The organism is Flavobacterium frigidarium DSM 17623, from assembly GCF_000425505.1.
GTDB classification, from domain to species: domain Bacteria; phylum Bacteroidota; class Bacteroidia; order Flavobacteriales; family Flavobacteriaceae; genus Flavobacterium; species Flavobacterium frigidarium.
In genome coordinates, this window is record NZ_AUDO01000007.1 from 195,305 (window position 1) to 217,044 (window position 21,740).

Sequence of the window (21,740 nt, forward strand, 5' to 3'; positions counted from 1 at the left end):
TTTAGTTTAAATATTGTTGTCTTTTTTATCCCATAATTGGTTCATTTCCTCTAAAGTTTTGCCTTTGGTCTCTGGTATAAATTTCCACACAAAAAGCATGGCTAAAAGTCCCATAAATCCATAAACCCAGTAAGCGAATCCATGATTAAACTGTTGGATCAAATAGCTGTTCTTATCCATGATAGGAAAAGTCCATGACACTAAATAATTCGAAACCCATTGCGCAGCTACGGCTACAGCCAATGCTTTACCACGGATATTATTTGGGAAAATTTCTGCTAATAAAACCCATGCCACCGGTCCCCAACTCATTGCAAATCCCGCTACATATACTAACATGCATATTAGCGAGAACATACCCAATGAATTTGTAAAAAAGGAGGTTCCTAATGCAAACATGGCAATTGACATGCTTAAAGCACCAATGATCATTAAAGGTTTACGACCTATTCTATCGACTGTTTGAATAGCCAATACTGTAAAAATTAAGTTGATCGCACCTACAATTATAGTTTGCAATAAAGCAGTATCTGTTCCTGATCCCATACTTTTAAAAATTTCTGGAGCATAATACAATACTACATTGATACCCACAAATTGTTGAAAAATCGAAATTAAAACACCTATAATTATTACAGGTAAACCATAAGAAAATAATTTTCCTGAGTGCGTTGTTACTGTATTTTTTATATCGGCAAGGATATGTTGTGCAACTTCTGCTCCGTTAACTTTTATTAGTACATCTAAGGCTTTATCTTCTTTAGATTGCAGAACTAATGATCTAGGCGTATCTGGTACCGAGAATAAAAACAACAGGAATAAAGTTGCTGGAATAATTTCTGAAGCAAACATCCATCTCCAACCGATTGTGTTTAGCCAATTAGCATCACCATTTTTAGCTATAAAATAATTCACAAAGTATACTACTAACATTCCGAAAATGATTGCAAACTGATTCATTGAGACCAATTTCCCCCTACTTTTAGCAGGCGCAATTTCGGCAATGTATAAAGGAGATAACATAGAAGCCAGTCCTACGCCAATCCCTCCGATTATTCTATAGATGATAAAAAGAGTGTAAAAAGTATGGTCACCCTCACCTATAGGTCTTACAAACATCTCGGGCATGGCAGATCCAATAGCAGATACTAAAAATAAGCAGGCTGCTAGCACCAATCCTTTTTTTCTACCGTATTTTTTGCTAATCAAACCACCAAAAATACCTCCAACAATACATCCAATTAGTGCACTTGAAACTAAAAATCCAAGTCGTGCATTTGATGCCGCTTCTGATAGTCCGAAGGGTTGGACAAAGAATTTTTCAAGCGAACTCACAGTCCCTGATATTACCGCAGTATCGTAACCAAAAAGAAGTCCTCCTAGCGTTGCAACTAGGGTAAGTCTCCATAAATAGGCCGAATTAGATGATGTTGACATAAGTTTAATTTGTATAATGGTTCATTTAAAACAGTGGTTTACTTCTTTTTCGATTTTGATATAAAACAGTAACGAGAAGTAGTAAACAAACTACTTCTCTCTACTGATTACTACTAATCGAAAAAATAAAAAGGTTGATTAAATATATTGGTTGATTATGTTTTCAAACAATTCTTGCTTACCGCTCTGTAAATTAAGCTCTCCATTTTCATGTGCAATTTTGTATAAATCTTGCATAGATAATTTTCCATCTTCAAAAGCTTTTCCATTTCCAGTATCGAATGAACTGTATCGATCTGCTCTTAATTTATCATAAGCCGATGATGTGATAATTTTGTCAGCAGTTAATAATGCTCTTGCAAACGTATCTGCTCCTCCAATGTGTGCATGGAAAGCATCGTCCATGTCTGTTGAGTTTCTTCTGATTTTTGCATCAAAATTAACTCCACCACCTTGAAGACCACCTGCTTTTAAGAAAACTAACATAGCCTCTGTTGTTTCTTGAATGTTGTTAGGAAATTGATCTGTATCCCATCCGTTTTGGTAATCACCACGATTCGCATCTAAACTTCCTAACATTCCCGCTTGAGCAGCAACATCAATTTCATGTTGAAAAGTATGTTGCGCTAATGTCGCGTGATTTACTTCTATATTGATTTTGAAGTCTTTTTCTAATCCTTGAGCACGTAAAAATCCTATTGCAGTTGCAGTATCAAAATCATATTGATGCTTTGTAGGCTCCATTGGTTTTGGTTCAATCAAGAAATTCCCTTTAAAACCTTGTGCACGACCGTAGTCACGTGCCGTTCTTAAAAATTGTCCCATGTGGTCCAATTCTCTACCCATATCAGTATTCAACAAAGACATATATCCTTCACGACCACCCCAGAATACGTAGTTTTCACCACCTAAAGCAATCGTTGCATCCATAGCCAATTTTATTTGTCCACCAGCTCTAGCCAATACGTTAAAGTCTGGATTAGTTGCTGCACCATTCATGTAACGAGGGTTAGAAAAAGCATTTGCAGTTCCCCAAAGCAATTTAACTCCTGAAGCAGCTTGTTTTTCTTTCAAATACTCTGTGATCGCAGCTAATCTGCTTTCTGATTCTCCAAAAGTCGCTCCTTCTTGAATCAAATCGTAATCATGGAAACAGTAGTATCCAAATCCCATTTTTGTAGTAAATTCAAAAGCTGCATCTGCTTTTTCTTTTGCAGCAGCAAGCGCATCTGAAGGTTGATCCCAAGGAAAATTTTGTGTTCCTGGTCCAAAAGGGTCAGAACCTTGTCCACAGAATGTATGCCAGTATGCGATAGAAAATTTGAAATGATCACGCATAGTTTTTCCAGCTACTACTTGGTCTGGATTGTAATATTTGAATGCTAACGGATTGTCAGATTCTTTTCCTTCAAACTTAATATCTCCAATTCCTTTGAAGTATTCTTTATTTCCTAAAGTTGCCATGTTTATGTTATTTATTAATTATTAATTCAAGTTCATTTTTCCAAAGTTGGTATGCTGCCAGGTAAGGTGCTTTGTCCTTAAATGGCATGTAGGTCATTACGTGGTCATTTTCCATGATCAGTTTGCCGTACTTCTCAAAGTTACCTTCGTGAAGTCCTGAAGCTCTTGCAGCGCCAATAGCTCCCGTAGTATTGTAAATCTCTATTTCGTGGCCAATTAAAGTCGCTACTGTATTCGAGAAAATCTCAGAACGGAACAAATTATCATTCCCCGCTCTCATTACATTTACTTCGCTACCATCTGCTTTTAAAATATCCATTCCGTATACAAATGAAAACGCAATTCCTTCTAAGGCTGCTCTGCATACATGTGCTTTGTTGTGATTATTCAAGTTAATATTCACTAACCGCGTTCCTATGTCCTTGTTGTTTAACATTCTTTCGGCACCGTTTCCAAAAGGTAACATGCAAACTCCATCTGAACCTACTGGAACTTCTGAAGCCAAATTATTCATCTCCTCATAAGAACTCACTGCTAAGTTGTTTAACAACCATCTGTACTGAATTCCAGCGCCATTGATATTCAACAACTTTCCTATTCTAGGATTACTTTTTGTATAATTAACGTGTGCAAAATTATTAACACGGGTGCTTTCTTTCCCTGATAAATTATCGGTAACGGCATATACAACACCAGAAGTTCCGCCTGTAGCCGCCACTTCACCTGGATTAAATACATTTAATGATAAAGCATTATTAGGCTGATCACCTGCTCTATAAAAAATAGGCGTTCCTGCTGCTAGTCCAATTTCTAATTCTCCTTTATCATCCACTGTAGATTGCAAACCGAAAGTGTCTACGATGTCCGGAACCAAGGTTGCGTCAATACCATAATGGTCCAATAGGAAATCAGCAACGGTATCGTTCTTAAAATCCCACATAATCCCTTCAGACAATCCAGAAATAGTTGTATTGATTACATTCGAAAGTTTATAAGCGATATAATCACCAGGCAACATGAATTTATAGATTTGACTGTAAATCTCAGGTTCATTCTCTTTAACCCACTTCAATTTTGAAGCAGTGAAGTTAGCTGGAGAATTTAGTAAATGCGAAACACATTTTTCTTCCCCAATAGATTGAAACGCTTCGTTACCAATGGCTACTGCGCGACTATCACACCAGATGATAGATTTACGTAAAGGCGCACCGTTTTTATCCACCAAAACAAGACCATGCATTTGGTACGAAATCCCAATTCCTTTGATTTGAGTTCTCGAAATAGCATATTTCTTTTTCAATTTGGCAACCGCGTTACAGCAGTGCATCCACCACTCTTCAGGCTTTTGTTCTGCCCAACCGTTTTTTAAGGCTAGCATTTCCATTTCTGTTTCCGGTTCCTGGACGACACCTATGCTTTTTCCGGTGGCTATTTCAACAATAGCTGCTTTTACTGACGAACTTCCTATGTCAAATCCTATGTAATACATATTATTTGTTATTATATTATTTAATTGAACTATTTAGTCAAGTAAAAATATATTATTCATTATTATTTAAGCTTAAAAATAGTATATCAACAATTATAAGCTTTGTGTTATACGGAATTCCAAATTTCACTAAAATATTTGTAAACAGTTGATTTCATTACAAATACAAGACATTTAGCACTGCAGAAATCCTTCATAAAAGCTTACGTAAAGGTTTAAGTAACTTTTTGTTTTTGAAGTAACGAAAACGAAAATAGTGTGTACAAAAACATATTATTAAAATTGAAAATGATTATAATTTATCCTAAATTAGCACAGCTTTTAAAATCCACAACAAACCGAAATGATATCAAAAATTACATTAAAACAAATTGCAGCAGAATTTAATGTATCCATTGCAACCGTTTCTAAAGCTCTAAATGACAGCCACGACATCAGTGTAAAAACAAAGCAAAAAATTCAAGAATTTGCAAAAGCGCACCACTACAAACCCAATAAAGTAGCATTGAGCCTTTTGAATAAAAAAACAAAAACATTAGGCGTTATTATTCCTAATATCATGAATAGCTTTTTTACAGAAGTCTTTGTAGGTATCGAAGAAAAAGCGTCCGAGCTGGGCTACAGTTTAATTTCTTGTATTTCGAATGAATCATTTGAAAAAGAAGTCAATACTGTCGAATTATTAAAAAGCGGTACTATCGACGGCTTTATCATTTCGATCGCCGAAGAAACGCAGATTAATCAAAATTTTACCCATTTAATAGATGCCGTAAATCAAGGTGTCCCTATCGTGCTTTTTGACCGCGTTACTGATGCTATTGAGTGCGACAAAGTAATTGTTAATGATTTTGAAGGAGCCCGCCACGCCACAGATCACCTCATTAAGACAGGCTGCAAAAAAATTGCAGTGGTTTCGGTTATTGATAATTTGAGTGTGGGGAAATTGAGAGTCGAAGGTTATAAGAAAGCATTGACCGACAATAATCTTCCTATTAATGAAAAAATTATTGTGCGTCTTTCGAAAAACGAAGATTTAGAAACAGCTATGAAAATCGTCCTTGCCGATAAAACGATCGATGGTTTATTATGTCTTGAAGAAAGTTCGGCCATAACATCATTAGACCTTATAAAAGCAATGAAGTACAAAATTCCTGAAGAAATGGCGATGATTTGTTTCACCAATGGAAAACTAACACAGCACGTAACTCCTACAATTACAACTATTAGCCAACACGGAAAATTCATTGGCGAAACCGCAACTACCATGTTGGTGAATAGGTTAGAAAATAAATCTGAAGCAGAATTTTCGACCAAAATAATTAAGACAAGTTTGATTCAAAGAGGCACCACCTTGCCAATTTAATTTAATGGCACTCTTTATTGCATCAAGAAACCAACATTTTTTACTTTTAAATACTTTCTATAATCTACTATAATACAAAAATCTTTGTTTTTAGTTGGAGCACAATATTAGGTTTTTAAAAGAAACAGTCGTCCTGCTGTTCACTATATCTCTTGCATTTGCTATCGCAATTCAAGAGGATGCCGTTGCCATCAGGGCTAATAAATACGATTAACTTACAAGAAATTATATATACTTTGCAAATATTTCTTCAGGTTAAATATCCCGTATTAATAACTTTATTGTAATAAAAAAAGCATCTTTTAATAGCTAATCATACGATAAAACTAAATCGCGCTTTTACGCATTTTGAAGAATCTCAAATCAAACTTTGACGAAGAATGCTTAACATACGTTCTCTAATGAAAGACGTCTAAATTTAACAACCCCCTAAATAAAGATAAAGCATTGTTCATTATAAAAATTGATAGAATTAATACTAATTTAATTTAATAATCAACCAATTGTAAATTATAACCATTAACTTTATTCTATAAGCAAGATAATAAGATTATGTAGCTGGCATTTTTAATTAATCACTCTTAATTTTACTCATTCGATTTACTTTTAGTAGCCTTTCATAAGACCATTACTTTCAGTAAAAGCATATGAAATTTTAATATAGAGAAAAAGAGAACTTACACAACATTCACTATGTGATTTATCAATAGTTAATTAAGCAATCATAGAAAACACTTATACTCTAATAAAATAGTACGATTGCAATTAGACTTTATCAAAGCATAATAGTTTTAGATTTGCTTCAGAAAATACAACTAAAAAACATAAATACATCTATCATGGAAAACAATCAAAATGCAGACCCATCAAACGGACAAGGTAAATGCCCAGTAAATCACGAGCAAGCGCCACTTAATGAAGGAGCAACTATTGTAGAAGGAAATCACGAAGGAAGTCAGGAGAGTTCAACAGGAAAATGTCCCGTAATGCATGGTGGAAATACTTCAACAAAAGCTTCTGTAACTAGTTGGTGGCCAAACGCACTAAACTTAGATATATTAAGCCAACATGACACAAAAACAAATCCTCTTGGTGCACAATTTAACTATCAAGAAGAACTTAAAAAATTAGATATTCCTGCTTTAAAACAGGACATGCATAATTTAATGACTGATAGTCAAGACTGGTGGCCTGCAGATTGGGGACATTATGGTGGATTGATGATTCGTTTGTCTTGGCACTCTGCAGGATCGTACCGCATCTCTGACGGTCGTGGTGGTGGTGGAGCAGGAAATCAACGTTTTGCTCCATTAAACTCTTGGCCAGATAACGTGAGTTTAGATAAAGCAAGAAGATTGTTGTGGCCAATTAAGAAAAAATACGGAAACAAAGTTAGCTGGGCAGATTTATTAGTTTTTGCCGGAACCATCGCATATGAAAGCATGGGATTAAAAACATTCGGATTTGCTTTTGGTAGAGAAGATGTTTGGAGCCCAGAGAAAGATGTTTACTGGGGTTCAGAAATTGAATGGTTAGCTCCTAGTGACGAACGTTATGAAGATGTAGAAGATCCATCAACTATGGAAAATCCATTAGCTTCAGTTCAAATGGGACTTATTTATGTAAACCCAGAAGGAGTAAACGGAAAACAAAATCCATTGAAAACTGCTGCGCACATACGCGAAACATTTGCTCGTATGGCAATGAATGACGAGGAAACAGTAGCATTAACTGCTGGTGGTCATACAGTAGGAAAAACACATGGAAATGGTGATGCAAGTCTTTTAGGTCCTGATCCTGAATCTGCTGATGTTGAAGAACAAGGATTGGGTTGGAAAAATCCTAGCAATACTGGTAAAGGTCGCTATACTGTAACTAGCGGACTTGAAGGCGCTTGGACTACAAACCCTACTAAATGGGATAATGGTTTCTTTCAAATGTTGTTTAATCACGAATGGGAACCACGTAAAAGCCCAGCAGGAGCTTGGCAATGGGAGCCTATTTCAATCAAAGAGGAAGACAAACCTACAGATGTAGAAGATTTTACCATCAAGCACAACCCAATGATGACCGATGCAGATATGGCAATGAAAGTTGACCCAATCTATAAAGAAATCTCGTTGAAATTCATGAATGATCAAGAGTATTTCTCTGATACATTTGCACGCGCTTGGTTCAAATTAACACATAGAGATATGGGACCAAAAGTGAGATATTACGGCCCTGATGTTCCTGAGGAAGATTTGATTTGGCAAGACCCAATTCCAGTAGGTGCATCTGATTATGACGTTGCTGCTGTAAAGAATAAAATTGATGCCGCTGGGTTAAGTGTAGCCGAAATGGTTAATACTGCTTGGGATAGTGCACGTACTTTCCGTGGATCTGACCTACGTGGTGGTGCAAATGGAGCACGCATTAGACTAGCGCCACAAAAAGATTGGGAAGGAAACGAACCAGCTAGACTTGCAAAAGTCTTGGGCGTTTTAGAACCTATCGCAAAAGAGTTTGGGATTAGTATCGCTGACACTATTGTGTTAGCAGGAAATTTAGGTATCGAAAAATCTGCAAAAGCTGCAGGTGTAACTCTTACAGTGCCATTCTCTCCAGGACGTGGTGATGCTACAGACGAGATGACTGATGCTGAATCGTTTGATCCTTTAGAACCATTAGCTGATGGTTACCGTAATTATAGTAAAAGAGATTACACCGTAAGTTCAGAGGAAATGATGCTAGACCGTACACAATTAATGGGCTTAACTGCACCAGAAATGACTGTGCTAGTAGGTGGTATGAGAATGATAGGTACTAACTACGGTCAAACGAAACATGGTGTTTTCACTTCTAGCGAAGGTGCTTTAACAAACGATTTCTTTATTAACTTAACTGACATGGATAATTCATGGAAACCAGTTGGAAAAGGATTGTACGAAATATGTGATCGTAAAACCGGCACAGTAAAATGGACCGCTACAAGAATGGATTTAGTTTTTGGTTCTAATTCGATTTTACGTGCTTACTCTGAAATGTATGCTCAAGATGATAACAAAGAAAAATTTGTAAATGATTTTGTTGCTGCATGGGTAAAAGTGATGAATGCAGATCGTTTTGATTTGAACTAATCACATAAACATTTCTTTCTTTATAAATGTAATTGCGGTCCTGACTCAATGTTGGGACCGCAATTTTTATTTTTGAACACTTAATTGTAAAAGTTTAGCTAACTTAAATAGTCACATTTGGAAAATGTACGATTGGAAAATTGCAAGAGTTAGCAATAAAGCACAATTCATTCGCTGCTTTATGCAATTGTAACGCCTTCGCGAAATGGCAGTCGTCACGAACTACAACTTTTGGATACAAGCGAACTTCAATAAATCTTCCGCTGCCATTTTCTAAAACTTCTAAAGTGGCTTCAGCATCATCGGAATAAGACAGCACTTCAATATCATTTTTTGCACAAACATACAAGTAAGACATCATGTGGCAAGAAACAATACTTGCTAGTAATAAATCTTCTGGATTGTATTTGCTGGGATCACCCTTAAATACCTTGGCTGCAGAAACCTCTAATTGTTCTTTACCTTCAAAAGAAACCGAATGGTTTTTGAAATATCTAGCAGGAGTAGCTTTTACCATTTGACCTTGAGATTCCCATTTTAAGTTCGCTTTAAAAAGGTGTTTGCTTTGCATTTTTTTTAGTTCAAAAGTAATAAAAATATGCTATGTACTATTAGACACAGATAGTAAAGTATATTTCAATAATATGACTGTAATAAATTTTACTTTTAATTTCTCAATCAATTTATTGTAGCTTTACACGCAACCACAATTGAGCAAAGTGAAAAACAAAATAGTCAATATCCCTCCTATTCCTGCTGTATTACTAGCAATCATTAGTGTGCAATCTGGTGCAGCAATCGCTAAAACATTGTTCCCTATTTTAGGAGCAACAGCAACGGCTTCTTTACGCATAGGGATTTCTGCTTTTATATTACTTTGCGTATACCGACCAAAAATTAAATTATTTAGTGCGCCACAATGGAAACTCGTTATTCCCTATGGATTGTCATTGGGTGCAATGAATTTAATCTTTTATTTGGCTATAGAAAGGATCCCCATTGGTTTGGCTGTTACATTAGAATTTATTGGTCCTTTAGTTGTTGCGGTTTTGGGATCCAAGAAAATCATAGATTACCTCTGGGTTTTATTGGCTGCAGCCGGAATCATGATAATCGCTCCTTGGAAGAGCGATACAGTAGATTTACTAGGAGTAATTTTTGCTTTGACGGCTGGTGCATTTTGGGCGGCATATATTGTCCTAGGTGGCAAAGTTTCTAAGATTATGAAAGGTGGCGATGCTGTATCGGTAGGAATGGTTTTTGCTTCAATTTTAATATTGCCTTTTGGATTTGCAGGTCAAGGATTTCAATTCATTACAGTAAATTACCTCTATATGGGAATAGCTCTAGCGCTACTATCTAGCGCCATACCATTTAGTTTAGAGATGAAAGCACTGAGTCAGCTATCGTCGCAAACTTTCAGTATTTTAATGAGTTTAGAACCTGCTGTTGCTTCCTTGTGTGCTCTTCTTTTCCTTCATGAGGTTTTGAATACCAATGAAATTCTTGCTGTAATTTTTGTGGTAATTGCATCAGCAGGTGCTACATTGACCGCTAAACAGAAAACGGTACTCTAACCTAGTTTAGTATTTTAATTTTCAGCTGATGGCGCCTGCGTTTGAGCCTTAAAGTCTTTTTACGATCAGACATTTATTCGAAAATTAAAATGTATCATATATTTAAAATAGCTATTATAGTGTGATTGTTGCTCCCATAATTTTTAAAAATTCTCTTATAAAACTAGGATGCGCTGGCCATGCTGGGGAAGTGACCAAATTTCCATCTACAAAAACTCCATCAGCAGCTATAGACTGAAAAACTCCTCCTGCTAGTGTCACTTCAGGACCTACAGCAGGATAGGCTGTTAGTTTTCTACCTTTGACAACATTTGCTGCAGTTAATATTTGTATTCCGTGGCATATTGCGGCAACCGGCTTATTCACTGTAAAAAAATACTCAACGTGCTCAAGCAACTTTTTGTTTAATCTTAAATATTCGGGTGCTCTTCCTCCTGCAATAACCAGTCCATCATAATCTTCAACATTTATCTTGTCAAAACTATAGTTTAAAACAAAATTGTGCCCAGGCTTTTCAGAGTAGGTTTGGTCTCCCTCAAAATCATGAATAGCAGTTTTAATTGAGTCTCCTTCTTTTTTGTCTGGGCACACAGTATGCACTTCATAACCTACCATTTCCAACATTTGAAATGGCACCATTGTCTCGTAATCTTCTGTATAATCACCAGTTAAAAATAATATTTTTTTCATCTTGTTTTTTGTTAATTTCAGTAGTTAGTAATTCTATAAACAGCACCCATTAGGGAGGATTAGATTTTAATAATATTGATAAAATCGATTTGCGATAAACCGAATCAGAAAATAAACTAGTATTGAAATAGTGGCTATGGCTACAATTAAAGTAATTAAATTGATTATGATGTTAGGAATAAAATGTAGTCTGGCGTGATTATAATAAGGCGCACGATGCAGCCTCTCGTGTACGGCACTTTTTGTTATTTTCACTTTCTTTTTAATATTAGAGTATTAAATTACACTGATCTCAAATGATCTAATAAAAATACGTAATTATTTAGTAATAAAATAGTTAAATAATACTTATTACTGATTAACTCATTTTTCTTTATTTCTTATTTGAGACATTACCCATTCGGAGATTGCGGTAATCGATAACGACGGATTCACTCTTGGATTTGCTGATATCATAGCCCCGTCTATAACCAACATGTTTTTATACCGAAAAACCTCATTGTTTTTACTAATTACTTTTTTACTCCTGTCTGCGCCCATCACAGCACCTCTTTGCACCTGAGCTGTAGACGGAATTCCGGCAATAGACTCTAAAACAAATGAGGTGGGCTTCCCTCCTATTATTTCGCTATATTTTTTTTTTAACGAAATAGATTCCGGTATATCTGAAGTTGGTTTTACACCTGAGCATACCTTAGCGGACATACCGCCAAAATAGTTTTTTTTAAAATTTTAAAGTACTATCGATCGACTGCATCAAATTAAAAAAGCCTTCTCTATTTTAAAATGGAGAAGGCTTTACAATATATGTTTTACTGTTTATAGAATGTAATCAGTAGTAATAAAATTTGATTCATCGCTATTTAATAAGGCTTGTAAAATTTCATTGTTGTATTCATTATCTTTTGAAGCAACAAAAGTTCTAATAGAGAACGAACGCAAGGCATCATGAATACTTAATGTTCCTACAGCAGAATCTTTACGACCTGTAAATGGATAAATGTCTGGCCCTCTTTGACAAGAACTATTTAAATTCACACGACAAACTAAGTTTACTAATGTATCAATAAGTGGTGCCAATGTTTTAATATCTTTACCGAACAAACTCACTTGTTGGCCGTAATTAGACTCAGCCATATCATTCAATGGCTCTTGAATATCATCAAAAGTCAATATAGGAATTACTGGTCCAAACTGTTCTTCGTGATAAATACGCATCTCTTTATTTACGGGGTATAATACCGCTGGAAAAATATAATTAGGAGCATGTTGCCCACCTTTTTCATTAATAACTTTTGCTCCTTTGCTAGTGGCATCATCAATTAATTCTTGAATGTATGCTGGTTTTTCTTTTTCAGGAAGTGGTGTTAATGAAACACCTTTTTCCCAGGGGTTTCCAAACTTTAATTCGTCAACCTTAGCAGCGAATCGTTTGTTGAATTCTACTGCGATATTTTCATGAACATAAAGCACTTTTAAAGCAGTACAGCGTTGTCCGTTGAAAGATAATGTTCCAGCTAAACATTCTTGTATTGCCAAGTCTAAATCGGCATCCGGAAGTATAATCGCAGGATTTTTGGCTTCAAGCCCTAGAATTAAGCGCAGTCTGTTTTTATTAGGATGTTGGTCTTGCAACGCAATAGCAGATTTACTGTTCCCAATCAAAGCAAGAACCGTCACTTTACCCGAAGCCATGATAGGCGATGCAACTTCGCGACCTCTACCGTAGACAATATTAATAACACCTGCTGGAAAACTGTTTTTAAACGCTTCTAATAACGGTGAAATAACCAATATTCCGTGCTTAGCTGGTTTGAAAACTACGGTATTACCCATTATTAAAGCAGGTATTAGTAACGCAAAAGTTTCGTTTAATGGGTAATTGTACGGTCCTAGACACAATACAACTCCTAGCGGTCCACGACGAACCATGGCATTTACTCCTTGACTTTTAGTAAACTTGGCATTATCACGGTCTAATTTTTTATAATCTTCAATGGTATCATAGATGTATTCAACTGTTCTATCAAATTCTTTTTGAGAATCTCCTAAGGTTTTTCCTATTTCCCACATTAAGTATTTTACAACCTCGTCGCGTGTTGCCTCCATTTGTACCACAAAGCGCGTCATACATTTTATACGATCTTTTACCTTCATGGTAGGCCACAAACCTTGTCCGTTATTATAGGCTTTATCTGCTGCATCTACAGCCGCTAATCCTTCCGTTTCTCCCATTGCAGGAACTGAACCTAAGATGGTAGGCAAATATTCTTCGGTTGAAGAAATTGTAGAGAAAACAGGAGCTGTTTGCCCCTCCCACTGTATTAATTCTCCATTTAATAGATAAGTATCTTGGTTTAATAAACCTTTGATTTGATATTCTTCTGGTATCGTATTCATAGTTTTGTTTTTAGTTATAATAATAAAAAAAGAGGCCTTAGCCCCTTTGTTGTTATGGTGCTACTACGTCACCATTCCAAGCTAAAATGCCTCCAGCTAAATTGTAGGCATTTTTAAATCCTAATTCGTTCATCACTTCACAAGCTTTTCCGCTACGAGCTCCTGAACGGCAGTAAACGTAATAATTTTTATCCTTGTCTAAGGCTTCAATTTCTGCAATAAAACCTTGTCCTTTATGTATGTCAATATTGATCGCGTTTTCAATGATTCCATCATTAAATTCATCTTCTGTACGTACATCTAATATTACTGCTTTTTCATCAGCTTCTAACTGAGATATCCAGTCTTGTTGTGTTAAATCCATAATGTTCTTTTTTGTAAAAATACGATGTTTTTTGCTAACTTAAAACTAACAAATTGTGAATTAAATAATAATGTCTAGAAAACGATTTCGCTTCTAATTAAAAATCAGCCAATTAGAATTTAGACTGATAATTATTCAAAAATACCTACTAAATCCATAGGCGAACCGACAATGAAAAGCATATGTAGTCCTTATTATTTATACTGTGAAGCTTGTTGTAAAATAAGCTTTCGAAAAAAATTATTGCCGTATATTTACCATAATACCGCTATTTAGAATTAAAAATCAAGATTATATGGAAGAGGAAATAAAAAAAATATTCCCCAATTTCTCTAAAGAATTAATTAAAGAGATTGTCGCAAATGCCATACAGCAATCCAGCACATCTGGTGATGTATTGATGCGCACTGGCCAATATATTAATCACACCATGCTACTTACTAAAGGACAGATAAAAATTTATCGCGAAGGAGAAAATGGTGGTGAATTTTTCATGTATTACATTCAACCTGGTGAAGCCTGTGCGGTCTCTATGATTTGTGCTACAAAAAGTCAAACGAGCCAAATCATGGCTAAAGTAGTCGAAGATGCTGAGTTAATAATGGTTCCGCTTGCGCTCATGGATAAGTGGATGATGGAACACCGCAGCTGGTATGAATTTGTGATTTTTACCTACCGAACTAGATTTGAAGAAGTACTTGAAGTCGTTGATAATATCGCTTTTAGAGCAATGGATGAACGCCTAGAATTTTATCTAAAAAGACATGCTGAAGCTTGTGGCTGTAAGGATTTAAAACTGTCACATCAAGAAATTGCAACCGAATTGAATACCTCCAGAGAAGTGATTTCTAGATTGCTAAAAAAAATGGAGCAACGTGGCTTGGTTAGTTTGCACCGCAATCACATTGCTTTACTCTAAAATATTTCATTATGTGATAAATGTTACTGTGGATTTTTAATTATCAACTAACCTTTGTAATAAAATTTTATAAATGGAAATTCTTGGTTATTTAGCTTCAATAATTATTGGTCTATCATTAGGATTAATAGGTGGCGGTGGATCTATACTTGCTGTACCCATTTTAGTATATCTCTTTAATGTTCACCCAGAACAGGCCACAAGTTATTCCTTATTTATTGTAGGTTTCACGGCAATGATAGGGTCTTACAGTCATTATAAATTAGGGAATTTAAAAATTAAATCAGCCCTAGTATTTGCAATCCCTTCTATCATTTCGCTACTGTTTGTTAGAAAAATGGTGCTTCATTTAATTCCCGATACTTTATTTTTCATAGAATCTTTTGAAGTCACAAAGAATTTATTAATCATGGTCGTCTTTGCCTTTTTAATGATTGCAACGTCAATATCAATGATTAAAAAAAATAAAAGCATTAAAGAGTGTACCGAGGTCAATTATAAAATGCTTGCTATAGTTGGTTTTTTAGTAGGTTTAATTATTGGTTTTTTAGGTGCAGGTGGCGGTTTTTTAATCATTCCAGCACTTTTATTCTTTGCTGACCTACCTATGAAACAAGCAGTAGGAACTTCGCTTTTTATCATATTCATCAACTCTCTAATTGGTTTTGGAGGAGATGTCTTAGGAGGTGTCCCATTAGATTACAAATTACTTTTTATTATTTCGATTATGGCGATTGTAGGTTTGTTGATAGGAACCCAATTATCTAAAAAAATTGATGGCGCTAAGCTAAAGCCTGCTTTTGGATGGTTTGTATTAGTTATGGGGATTTATATCATCACAAAAGAAATTTTCTTTTAAACCGCAATAATTAACGCATACAAAACCACCACTCTTATAGTTTGAAAGACGTTTGCTTTGGCTTTGAGCCAAAAAAAAAGTAAAAATGCCCTTGATTTCTTTATGATTCAAGGGCATTTTATTTATATGAAGTCAAAATATGAAACAATAATCTATATCAGTGTTCCCCGTAGCCTACATCATCCATTTTTCCGCTGAAAACTTTGTATTGGATAATGAAATATGTGATTACTAACACAAGCGCTATTGCAAACCAATAGACGCCAACTGATAAGCCATAATCATCAGCAGCGACATTGTAGATTGTCAATGAAGGATTTACATTATTTGTAGAAGGTAAAACATTAGGAAATATAGATGCTGCCGTAGATGTAAAACCGCCTAGTAAAAACAAGCTGGAGAATAAAAACCCGGCACCGTCATGCTGATAAGTCTTAACTTTTAATAAACCAAACATACCTGCAAAACACATCAAAGGAAAAACACATAATAACGGATTGTCTAAAAAGTTGTGAAAGGGTTCCGGTTCAATTTTGTGCCAAATTGATAATGAAATAACAACCAGTGCCATTAGTACAAAATTAAGCTTAAAAACTACCTCCCTTAACTTTGTATTCATATCTGAATTTGTTTTATAAATAATCCAGTTAGCGCCATGAATCATCAAGGCAACTACACTTACAATTCCTAAAAACAAGGTGAACCAATCAATAATTCCCAATTGATCAGCTTGCGGACTAAAAGTAGGATTCCATAAAGGCAAAAAGAAAAAGTGAGCCTCTTGAGTAGAAACACCATTAGTTACCATACCTAAATTAACACCGCGAACCACATTACCTAAAGCAACACCAAAAAACAATGCTAATAGTAGACTCGCGATTCCAAATGCTTTATCCCAAACTGCCTCCCACATAGGATTATGAATTTGTCCGCGTAGTTCTAAACCAATTGCACGAAAGATAAGCAACCACAAAATCATCATAAGCGGCAAGTAGAAGCCACTAAAAGATGATGCATACAAAGTTGGAAAAGCAAAAAACAAGACACCTCCTGCAGCGATTAGCCACACCTCATTTGCATCCCAAAACGGACCTATAGCATTTGTAATTGCTTTTTTGTCTTTTTCTGTCTTTGCAAAAAATAAGTGAATAATTCCTGCTCCAAAATCATAACCGTCTAAGATGACATAGACAGCTAAAATCCCCATTAAAACAACATACCAAAAGAATTCCATAATCTTTATTTTTTTACAGTTTCTGGACCATTTTTAATTATTTTACCCACTAATAGCAGGAACAACAAACCTAACAACATATACAGTCCCACGAAGCCCAACAAAGTAAACAGCGTGTTACCAGATGAAACTGTAGGTGATGCTCCTGCAGATGTACGCAGTAAATTGTAAACCAACCAAGGTTGCCTTCCTAACTCTGAAGTGTACCAGCCAGTTGTATTTGCAATATAAGGGAAAGGCATCATAAAGAATAAGGCCCACAAAATCCACTTAGTTTCAAAGAGTTTTTTTCTAATTAATTGCAAAACTGCTAAGGACATCAAACCTATAAAAAGCGTTCCTAATCCTACCATAATATGATAGGCATAATAAAGTCCGGATATATTAGTAGGATGGATGGTCTCATCAAATTGATCTAGTCCTTTTACCGTAGTATCCCAACTCCCATAAGTCAAAAAGCTCAATACATTAGGAACCGCAATTTTATTATCTAATTTTTTATCTTTCACGTCAGGTTGCCCTATTAAGACAATTTCGGCCCCTTTTTCTTCCGTATGGAAAATTCCTTCCATTGCTGCAAAAGTTACTGGTTGGTATTTCACCACATTTTTAGCCAATAAATCTCCCGTAGGTACTGCCACAATAAGACTCGAAATCAAACCAAATATCACTCCTGTTTTTAGAAATAATTTACCGTATGTTATATTTCGCTTACTCAAAATGTACAGTGCTCCAATTCCTGCTACTACAAACGAACTCGTTACTAATGAGGCTGCTTGATTGTGCAAATAAGAAGGCCACAGCCAAGGATTTGTAAATAAAGCACTAAAGTTGTTAAGAACAAATCTTCCGTTGGCAAGAATCTCATACCCCACCGGGTTTTGCATCCAGGAGTGTGTCGCTATGATTAAAAAACCACTTGCCCATGAACCTGTAAATATGAGCAGTCCAGTGACAAAATGCCATTTATGTCCTATGATTTTTTCTCCAAAAAGAAACATTCCTAAAAATGAGGATTCGAGAAAAAAGGAGAACATTCCTTCCATGGCTAGAGTTTGCCCAATGATCCCACCTGTTAACTCCGAAAATTTAGCCCAATTGGTTCCAAATTGAAATTCCATTGGGATTCCTGTCACTACACCCATTGCAAAATTCAATGCAAATATTTTCATCCAGAAATGAGTCGCTTTATTGTATGTTATGTCATCGGTTTTTAAAAATTTCCATTTAAAATAAACAATGATTAATGACAAGCCCATTGTTAATTGCGGAAAGAGGTAGTGAAAAGTAATCGTGAATGCAAACTGCATTCTATCGTAAAAAAGCATTTCTTCCATACTGCTATATTTTTTTTGTAAAGCTACCCGTAAATTTAACCAATTAATGTAACTCAGGTCACATAAAAGCTAGTTTTAACCTTGATAATTATCATGGTTTGTTATATAAAATTGTAATAGCTTTGTATTAAGCAATTTCTATAATAAACTGTTATTAATGTAACATTAGTCACGCTCCATTAAAAAGACAACAATTACCTTTGCTATATAATAATTAAAAAAAACTATCATGAAAATAGAACAAATATATACAGGATGTTTAGCACAAGGTGCATACTATATCACATCAAACGATGAAGCAGTAATTATTGACCCGCTTCGTGAAGTGCAACCTTATCTTGATAGATTAGAAAGAGATAATGTTAAACTAAAATATATTTTTGAAACTCATTTTCATGCTGATTTTGTTTCGGGCCATGTCGATTTAAGTAAAGAAACAGGCGCTCCAATTGTTTATGGACCAACAGCAAATCCGGAATTTGAAGCCATTATTGCCACTGACGGACAAGAATTTACTATTGGAAAAATCAAGATAAAAGCGTTGCATACTCCCGGTCATACAATGGAAAGCACCACGTATTTACTGATTGACGAAGATGGTAAAGATCACGCTATTTTCTCTGGAGATACTTTATTTATAGGTGACGTAGGTAGACCTGATTTAGCTCAAAAAGCAGCACACATGACTCAAGAGCAATTAGCTGCCACATTGTACCATTCTTTAAGAGACAAAATAATGACACTTGCTGACGATGTGATTGTTTATCCTGCTCATGGTGCTGGTAGCGCTTGCGGGAAAAACATGAGCAAAGAAACAGTGGGAACTATTGGGAACCAAAAAGAAACCAACTATGCTTTAAGAGCCAATATGACCGAAGCCGAATTCATTAAAGAAGTAACGGATGGATTATTGCCACCTCCTGCTTATTTTGGAATGAATGTAGCAATGAACAAACAAGGATATGAAAGCTTTGAAACGGTTTTAAACAATGGTATGAGAGCCATTGCTGTAAATGAATTTGAGGCTGTCGCCGAAGATAGTGGTGCATTAATTCTCGATACTCGTAAAAATGGTGTTTTTGCCACAGGATTTATTCCACAATCAATAAATATTGGTATCGAAGGTGATTTTGCTCCTTGGGTAGGTGCTTTAATTGCTGATGTAAAACAGCCGATTATTCTTGTAGCTGAAATAGGTCAAGAAGAAGAATCAGTAACGCGATTGAGCCGAGTAGGCTTTGATAATTTAATTGGTCACCTTGATGGCGGATTTGAGGCTTGGGCCAAAGCTGGAAAAGAAACGGATACTGTAAATAGAATCACTGTTGAAGAATTCAAAAACGAAGTGAAAATTGGTGAAAGTAAAGTAATAGATATTCGTAAAGAATCAGAATACGCAGCTGAACATGTTGACGAAGCATACAGTAAGCCATTATCAAATATCAATGACTGGGTTAAAGATATCGATCCTAAGGAACCGTTCTTTTTACATTGTGCCGGTGGATATCGCAGCATGATTGCGGCCTCTATTTTACAAGCTAGAGGTTTTAGAAACTTTAAAGAGATTGAAGGTGGTTTTAATGCTATTGCACAAACAACAATACCAAAAACTGATTTCGTTTGTCAGAGTAAAACATTGTAATCAAATTGAAGAACCAATCCAATTTAATTTTATAATTTTATTGGTACAAAAAAAACGTATCGCTAGCTGGTAAATAATTACAGGTAACTTTATAAATTTTTGTCCATTATAAACAGCTTTCGAAATAAGCAGCTAAAAAGGCTCGAAATACTATTAAATTAAAATATGAATGACCAAATAGATAAAAAATTAATTTTAAGGGAAAGCTTAGCTTTACAAAGAACCACTCTGGCTAATCAAACCACCATTCTAGCATTTTTACGCACCGCAATGTACTTTGCTGTAGCGGGTCTAAGCACGAGAAATGTGTTGCAAATTGAAAATAGTTTTTTAATTGAACTGGCTTTTTATGCTATTTCATTTTTAATTTTGATATCAGGCATTGTCAATTTTGTCAAGCATCGAAAAAAAATTCAAGAAAACAAGAAGCACATTGGTGATTATAAATTAGCATACTATGAGTAACGAAATGTTAGATCAAAATTTTTGGGATGATCATTATAAAAACAATACCACTGCCTGGGATCTTGGTACAATTTCACCTCCTTTAAAAGATTTTTTCGATGCAATTGAAGATAAAGATATCGCTATTTTAATACCTGGCTGTGGCAATACTTATGAAGCTACTTATTTATTAGATCAAGGTTTTACAAATATTACTGTGATCGATATTGCGCCTACGCTTATTAAGATTATTCAAAATAAATTTGCAACCAATTTGCATATCGAAGTCATCTTAGGAGATTTTTTCAAACACCAGGGTGAATATGATTTGATCGTTGAGCAAACATTTTTCTGTGCCCTACCGCCAGAAGTGCGTCAGCAATATGTCGCTAAAACCCATCAACTTTTGAAAAAAAACGGGCTGCTAGCAGGCTTATTATTCGATCGAACATTTGATGGCGGACCACCCTTTGGAGGGGATGAAGCATTTTACAAATCGTTATTTGAAGGGGCTTTCGAAATTTTGACGTTAGAAACAGCAAAAAACTCTGTATTACCGCGCGCTGATAAAGAAGTTTTTATTAAGTTCAAGAAAAATAGTGCTGTTTATGCTACAGTGATAATGGTCGAAAATCAAAATTTAGTTTTAACAGATTATGTGACGACAATTACTACTGGTTTAGAGATCATAAATATTAGTGTAAACACTTTATCTAATGAAGTTCTCATAGTAAGTACAGAAGAAGTAAACCTATCTAATGCATTTGATTTAAACGGAGTACAATTTAAAACAGTCGTATGAAACTAACGTCAGTAAAACAGCTACTATTTACAAATTGGCACAGCATGCGCTGGATCCGTTTGCTAATCGCAATTTTCTTCATACAACAAGCAATTTATTATCAATTAGCTACGTTTGCTTTTATAGCTGCTTTCTTTTTATTTCAAGTGGTATTTAATACGGGATGTAAAACAAATAGCTGCCAAGTAGACTATGCTAAAAAAAGACAATTATGAGTACAAATTTCAATACAATAATCAATTCTGACAAGCCTGTCTTAATTGATTTTTTCGCCACGTGGTGCGGACCATGTAAAATATTAGGCCCAATTCTTAAAGAAGTCAAAGACGATTTAGGAGATCGCATTTCTATCATTAAAATTGATGTAGATACTAATAAACAATTAGCTGCTCATTATCAAGTAAAAGGAGTGCCCACAATGATATTATTCCAAAACGGAAAACAATTATGGAGACAATCTGGGGTTATTCAAAAAAGTGACATACTTAAAATTATTTTAGAAAAAAGCAACTCTTAGAATTGTACTATTATTAAATTAGCCCTACAAGAACAAATGCTTCTTGTAGGGCTAATTTATATTATATAGCAGTCCTAATGTTT

General features: G+C 35.2%; 20 protein-coding genes. 10 read left to right on the top strand and 10 right to left on the bottom strand.

Going from position 1 to position 21,740, the window contains the following annotated elements:
• Window positions 1-6 precede the first annotated feature (6 nt).
• From xylE to H603_RS0104675, 3 genes are all read right to left on the bottom strand, one after another.
• Entirely contained in the window at window positions 7-1,437 is a 1,431-nt protein-coding gene (gene xylE, locus H603_RS0104665; RefSeq protein ID WP_026707484.1) for a D-xylose transporter XylE, read from the bottom strand.
• Window positions 1,438-1,575: 138 nt separating this feature from the next.
• Window positions 1,576-2,901: a xylose isomerase gene (gene xylA, locus H603_RS0104670; protein ID WP_026707485.1), complete on the bottom strand. Its 1,326-nt coding sequence runs from the start codon at window positions 2,899-2,901 to the stop codon at window positions 1,576-1,578.
• Window positions 2,902-2,908: 7 nt separating this feature from the next.
• A complete protein-coding gene (locus H603_RS0104675; protein ID WP_026707486.1) occupies window positions 2,909-4,390 on the bottom strand; it encodes a xylulokinase in 1,482 nt (493 codons plus the stop codon).
• A gap of 343 nt (window positions 4,391-4,733) precedes the next feature.
• Between H603_RS0104675 and H603_RS0104680 the strand changes: the two genes are divergently transcribed.
• Both H603_RS0104680 and katG read left to right on the top strand, forming a co-directional pair.
• The gene (locus tag H603_RS0104680; RefSeq protein ID WP_026707487.1) at window positions 4,734-5,753 is read left to right on the top strand and encodes a LacI family DNA-binding transcriptional regulator; all 1,020 of its coding nucleotides are present in this window, start codon (window positions 4,734-4,736) and stop codon (window positions 5,751-5,753) included.
• Window positions 5,754-6,592: 839 nt separating this feature from the next.
• A complete protein-coding gene (katG, locus tag H603_RS0104685) occupies window positions 6,593-8,872 on the top strand; it encodes a catalase/peroxidase HPI (protein ID WP_084157717.1) in 2,280 nt (759 codons plus the stop codon).
• 103 nt (window positions 8,873-8,975) lie between these two features.
• On the opposite strand, the gene H603_RS0104690 is transcribed toward katG, so the two are convergent.
• On the bottom strand, window positions 8,976-9,443 hold the full coding sequence (locus tag H603_RS0104690) for an OsmC family protein (protein WP_026707489.1): 468 nt from the start codon (window positions 9,441-9,443) through the stop codon (window positions 8,976-8,978).
• Between the two features lie 148 nt (window positions 9,444-9,591).
• Here H603_RS0104690 and H603_RS0104695 point away from each other — a divergent pair, with 148 nt between their 5' ends.
• Complete coding sequence (locus tag H603_RS0104695) at window positions 9,592-10,449, top strand: EamA family transporter (RefSeq protein ID WP_026707490.1); 858 nt, start codon at window positions 9,592-9,594, stop codon at window positions 10,447-10,449.
• A gap of 114 nt (window positions 10,450-10,563) precedes the next feature.
• Here H603_RS0104695 and H603_RS0104700 read toward each other — a convergent pair whose 3' ends face one another.
• The 4 genes from H603_RS0104700 to H603_RS0104715 all read right to left on the bottom strand — a co-directional run bounded on the left by H603_RS0104700 (window position 10,564) and on the right by H603_RS0104715 (window position 13,903).
• The gene (locus H603_RS0104700; protein WP_026707491.1) at window positions 10,564-11,139 is read right to left on the bottom strand and encodes a DJ-1/PfpI family protein; all 576 of its coding nucleotides are present in this window, start codon (window positions 11,137-11,139) and stop codon (window positions 10,564-10,566) included.
• Window positions 11,140-11,502: 363 nt separating this feature from the next.
• The gene (locus H603_RS0104705; protein ID WP_026707492.1) at window positions 11,503-11,844 is read right to left on the bottom strand and encodes a GMC oxidoreductase; all 342 of its coding nucleotides are present in this window, start codon (window positions 11,842-11,844) and stop codon (window positions 11,503-11,505) included.
• 114 nt (window positions 11,845-11,958) lie between these two features.
• A complete protein-coding gene (locus H603_RS0104710; RefSeq protein WP_026707493.1) occupies window positions 11,959-13,539 on the bottom strand; it encodes an NADP-dependent glyceraldehyde-3-phosphate dehydrogenase in 1,581 nt (526 codons plus the stop codon).
• A gap of 52 nt (window positions 13,540-13,591) precedes the next feature.
• Complete coding sequence (locus H603_RS0104715; protein WP_026707494.1) at window positions 13,592-13,903, bottom strand: rhodanese-like domain-containing protein; 312 nt, start codon at window positions 13,901-13,903, stop codon at window positions 13,592-13,594.
• 295 nt (window positions 13,904-14,198) lie between these two features.
• Here H603_RS0104715 and H603_RS0104720 point away from each other — a divergent pair, with 295 nt between their 5' ends.
• Complete coding sequence (locus H603_RS0104720) at window positions 14,199-14,822, top strand: Crp/Fnr family transcriptional regulator (RefSeq protein WP_026707495.1); 624 nt, start codon at window positions 14,199-14,201, stop codon at window positions 14,820-14,822.
• A 73-nt stretch (window positions 14,823-14,895) separates the two neighbouring features.
• Window positions 14,896-15,681, top strand: coding sequence for a sulfite exporter TauE/SafE family protein (locus tag H603_RS0104725; RefSeq protein ID WP_026707496.1), 786 nt, complete (start codon window positions 14,896-14,898; stop codon window positions 15,679-15,681).
• A gap of 157 nt (window positions 15,682-15,838) precedes the next feature.
• Here the strand turns inward: H603_RS0104725 and cydB are convergent, their stop codons facing one another.
• Both cydB and H603_RS0104735 read right to left on the bottom strand, forming a co-directional pair.
• Window positions 15,839-16,915 (bottom strand): cytochrome d ubiquinol oxidase subunit II, encoded by a 1,077-nt coding sequence (gene cydB, locus H603_RS0104730; RefSeq protein WP_026707497.1) that lies wholly within the window; start codon window positions 16,913-16,915, stop codon window positions 15,839-15,841.
• Window positions 16,916-16,920: 5 nt separating this feature from the next.
• Window positions 16,921-18,252: a cytochrome ubiquinol oxidase subunit I gene (locus H603_RS0104735; protein ID WP_026707498.1), complete on the bottom strand. Its 1,332-nt coding sequence runs from the start codon at window positions 18,250-18,252 to the stop codon at window positions 16,921-16,923.
• Window positions 18,253-18,481: 229 nt separating this feature from the next.
• Between H603_RS0104735 and H603_RS0104740 the strand changes: the two genes are divergently transcribed.
• From H603_RS0104740 to trxA, 5 genes are all read left to right on the top strand, one after another.
• Window positions 18,482-19,894, top strand: coding sequence for an MBL fold metallo-hydrolase (locus H603_RS0104740; protein WP_026707499.1), 1,413 nt, complete (start codon window positions 18,482-18,484; stop codon window positions 19,892-19,894).
• 165 nt (window positions 19,895-20,059) lie between these two features.
• Entirely contained in the window at window positions 20,060-20,359 is a 300-nt protein-coding gene (locus tag H603_RS0104745; protein WP_026707500.1) for a DUF202 domain-containing protein, read from the top strand.
• Window positions 20,352-21,140, top strand: a complete 789-nt coding sequence (locus H603_RS16500) for a methyltransferase domain-containing protein (RefSeq protein ID WP_051219175.1) — start codon at window positions 20,352-20,354, stop codon at window positions 21,138-21,140. The genes H603_RS0104745 and H603_RS16500 overlap by 8 nt, the downstream gene beginning before the upstream one ends.
• Window positions 21,137-21,355 (top strand): hypothetical protein, encoded by a 219-nt coding sequence (locus tag H603_RS0104755; RefSeq protein ID WP_026707501.1) that lies wholly within the window; start codon window positions 21,137-21,139, stop codon window positions 21,353-21,355. The genes H603_RS16500 and H603_RS0104755 overlap by 4 nt, the downstream gene beginning before the upstream one ends.
• Window positions 21,352-21,657, top strand: coding sequence for a thioredoxin (trxA, locus tag H603_RS0104760; protein WP_026707502.1), 306 nt, complete (start codon window positions 21,352-21,354; stop codon window positions 21,655-21,657). Before H603_RS0104755 ends, trxA begins: the two co-directional genes overlap by 4 nt.
• Window positions 21,658-21,740 lie beyond the last annotated feature (83 nt).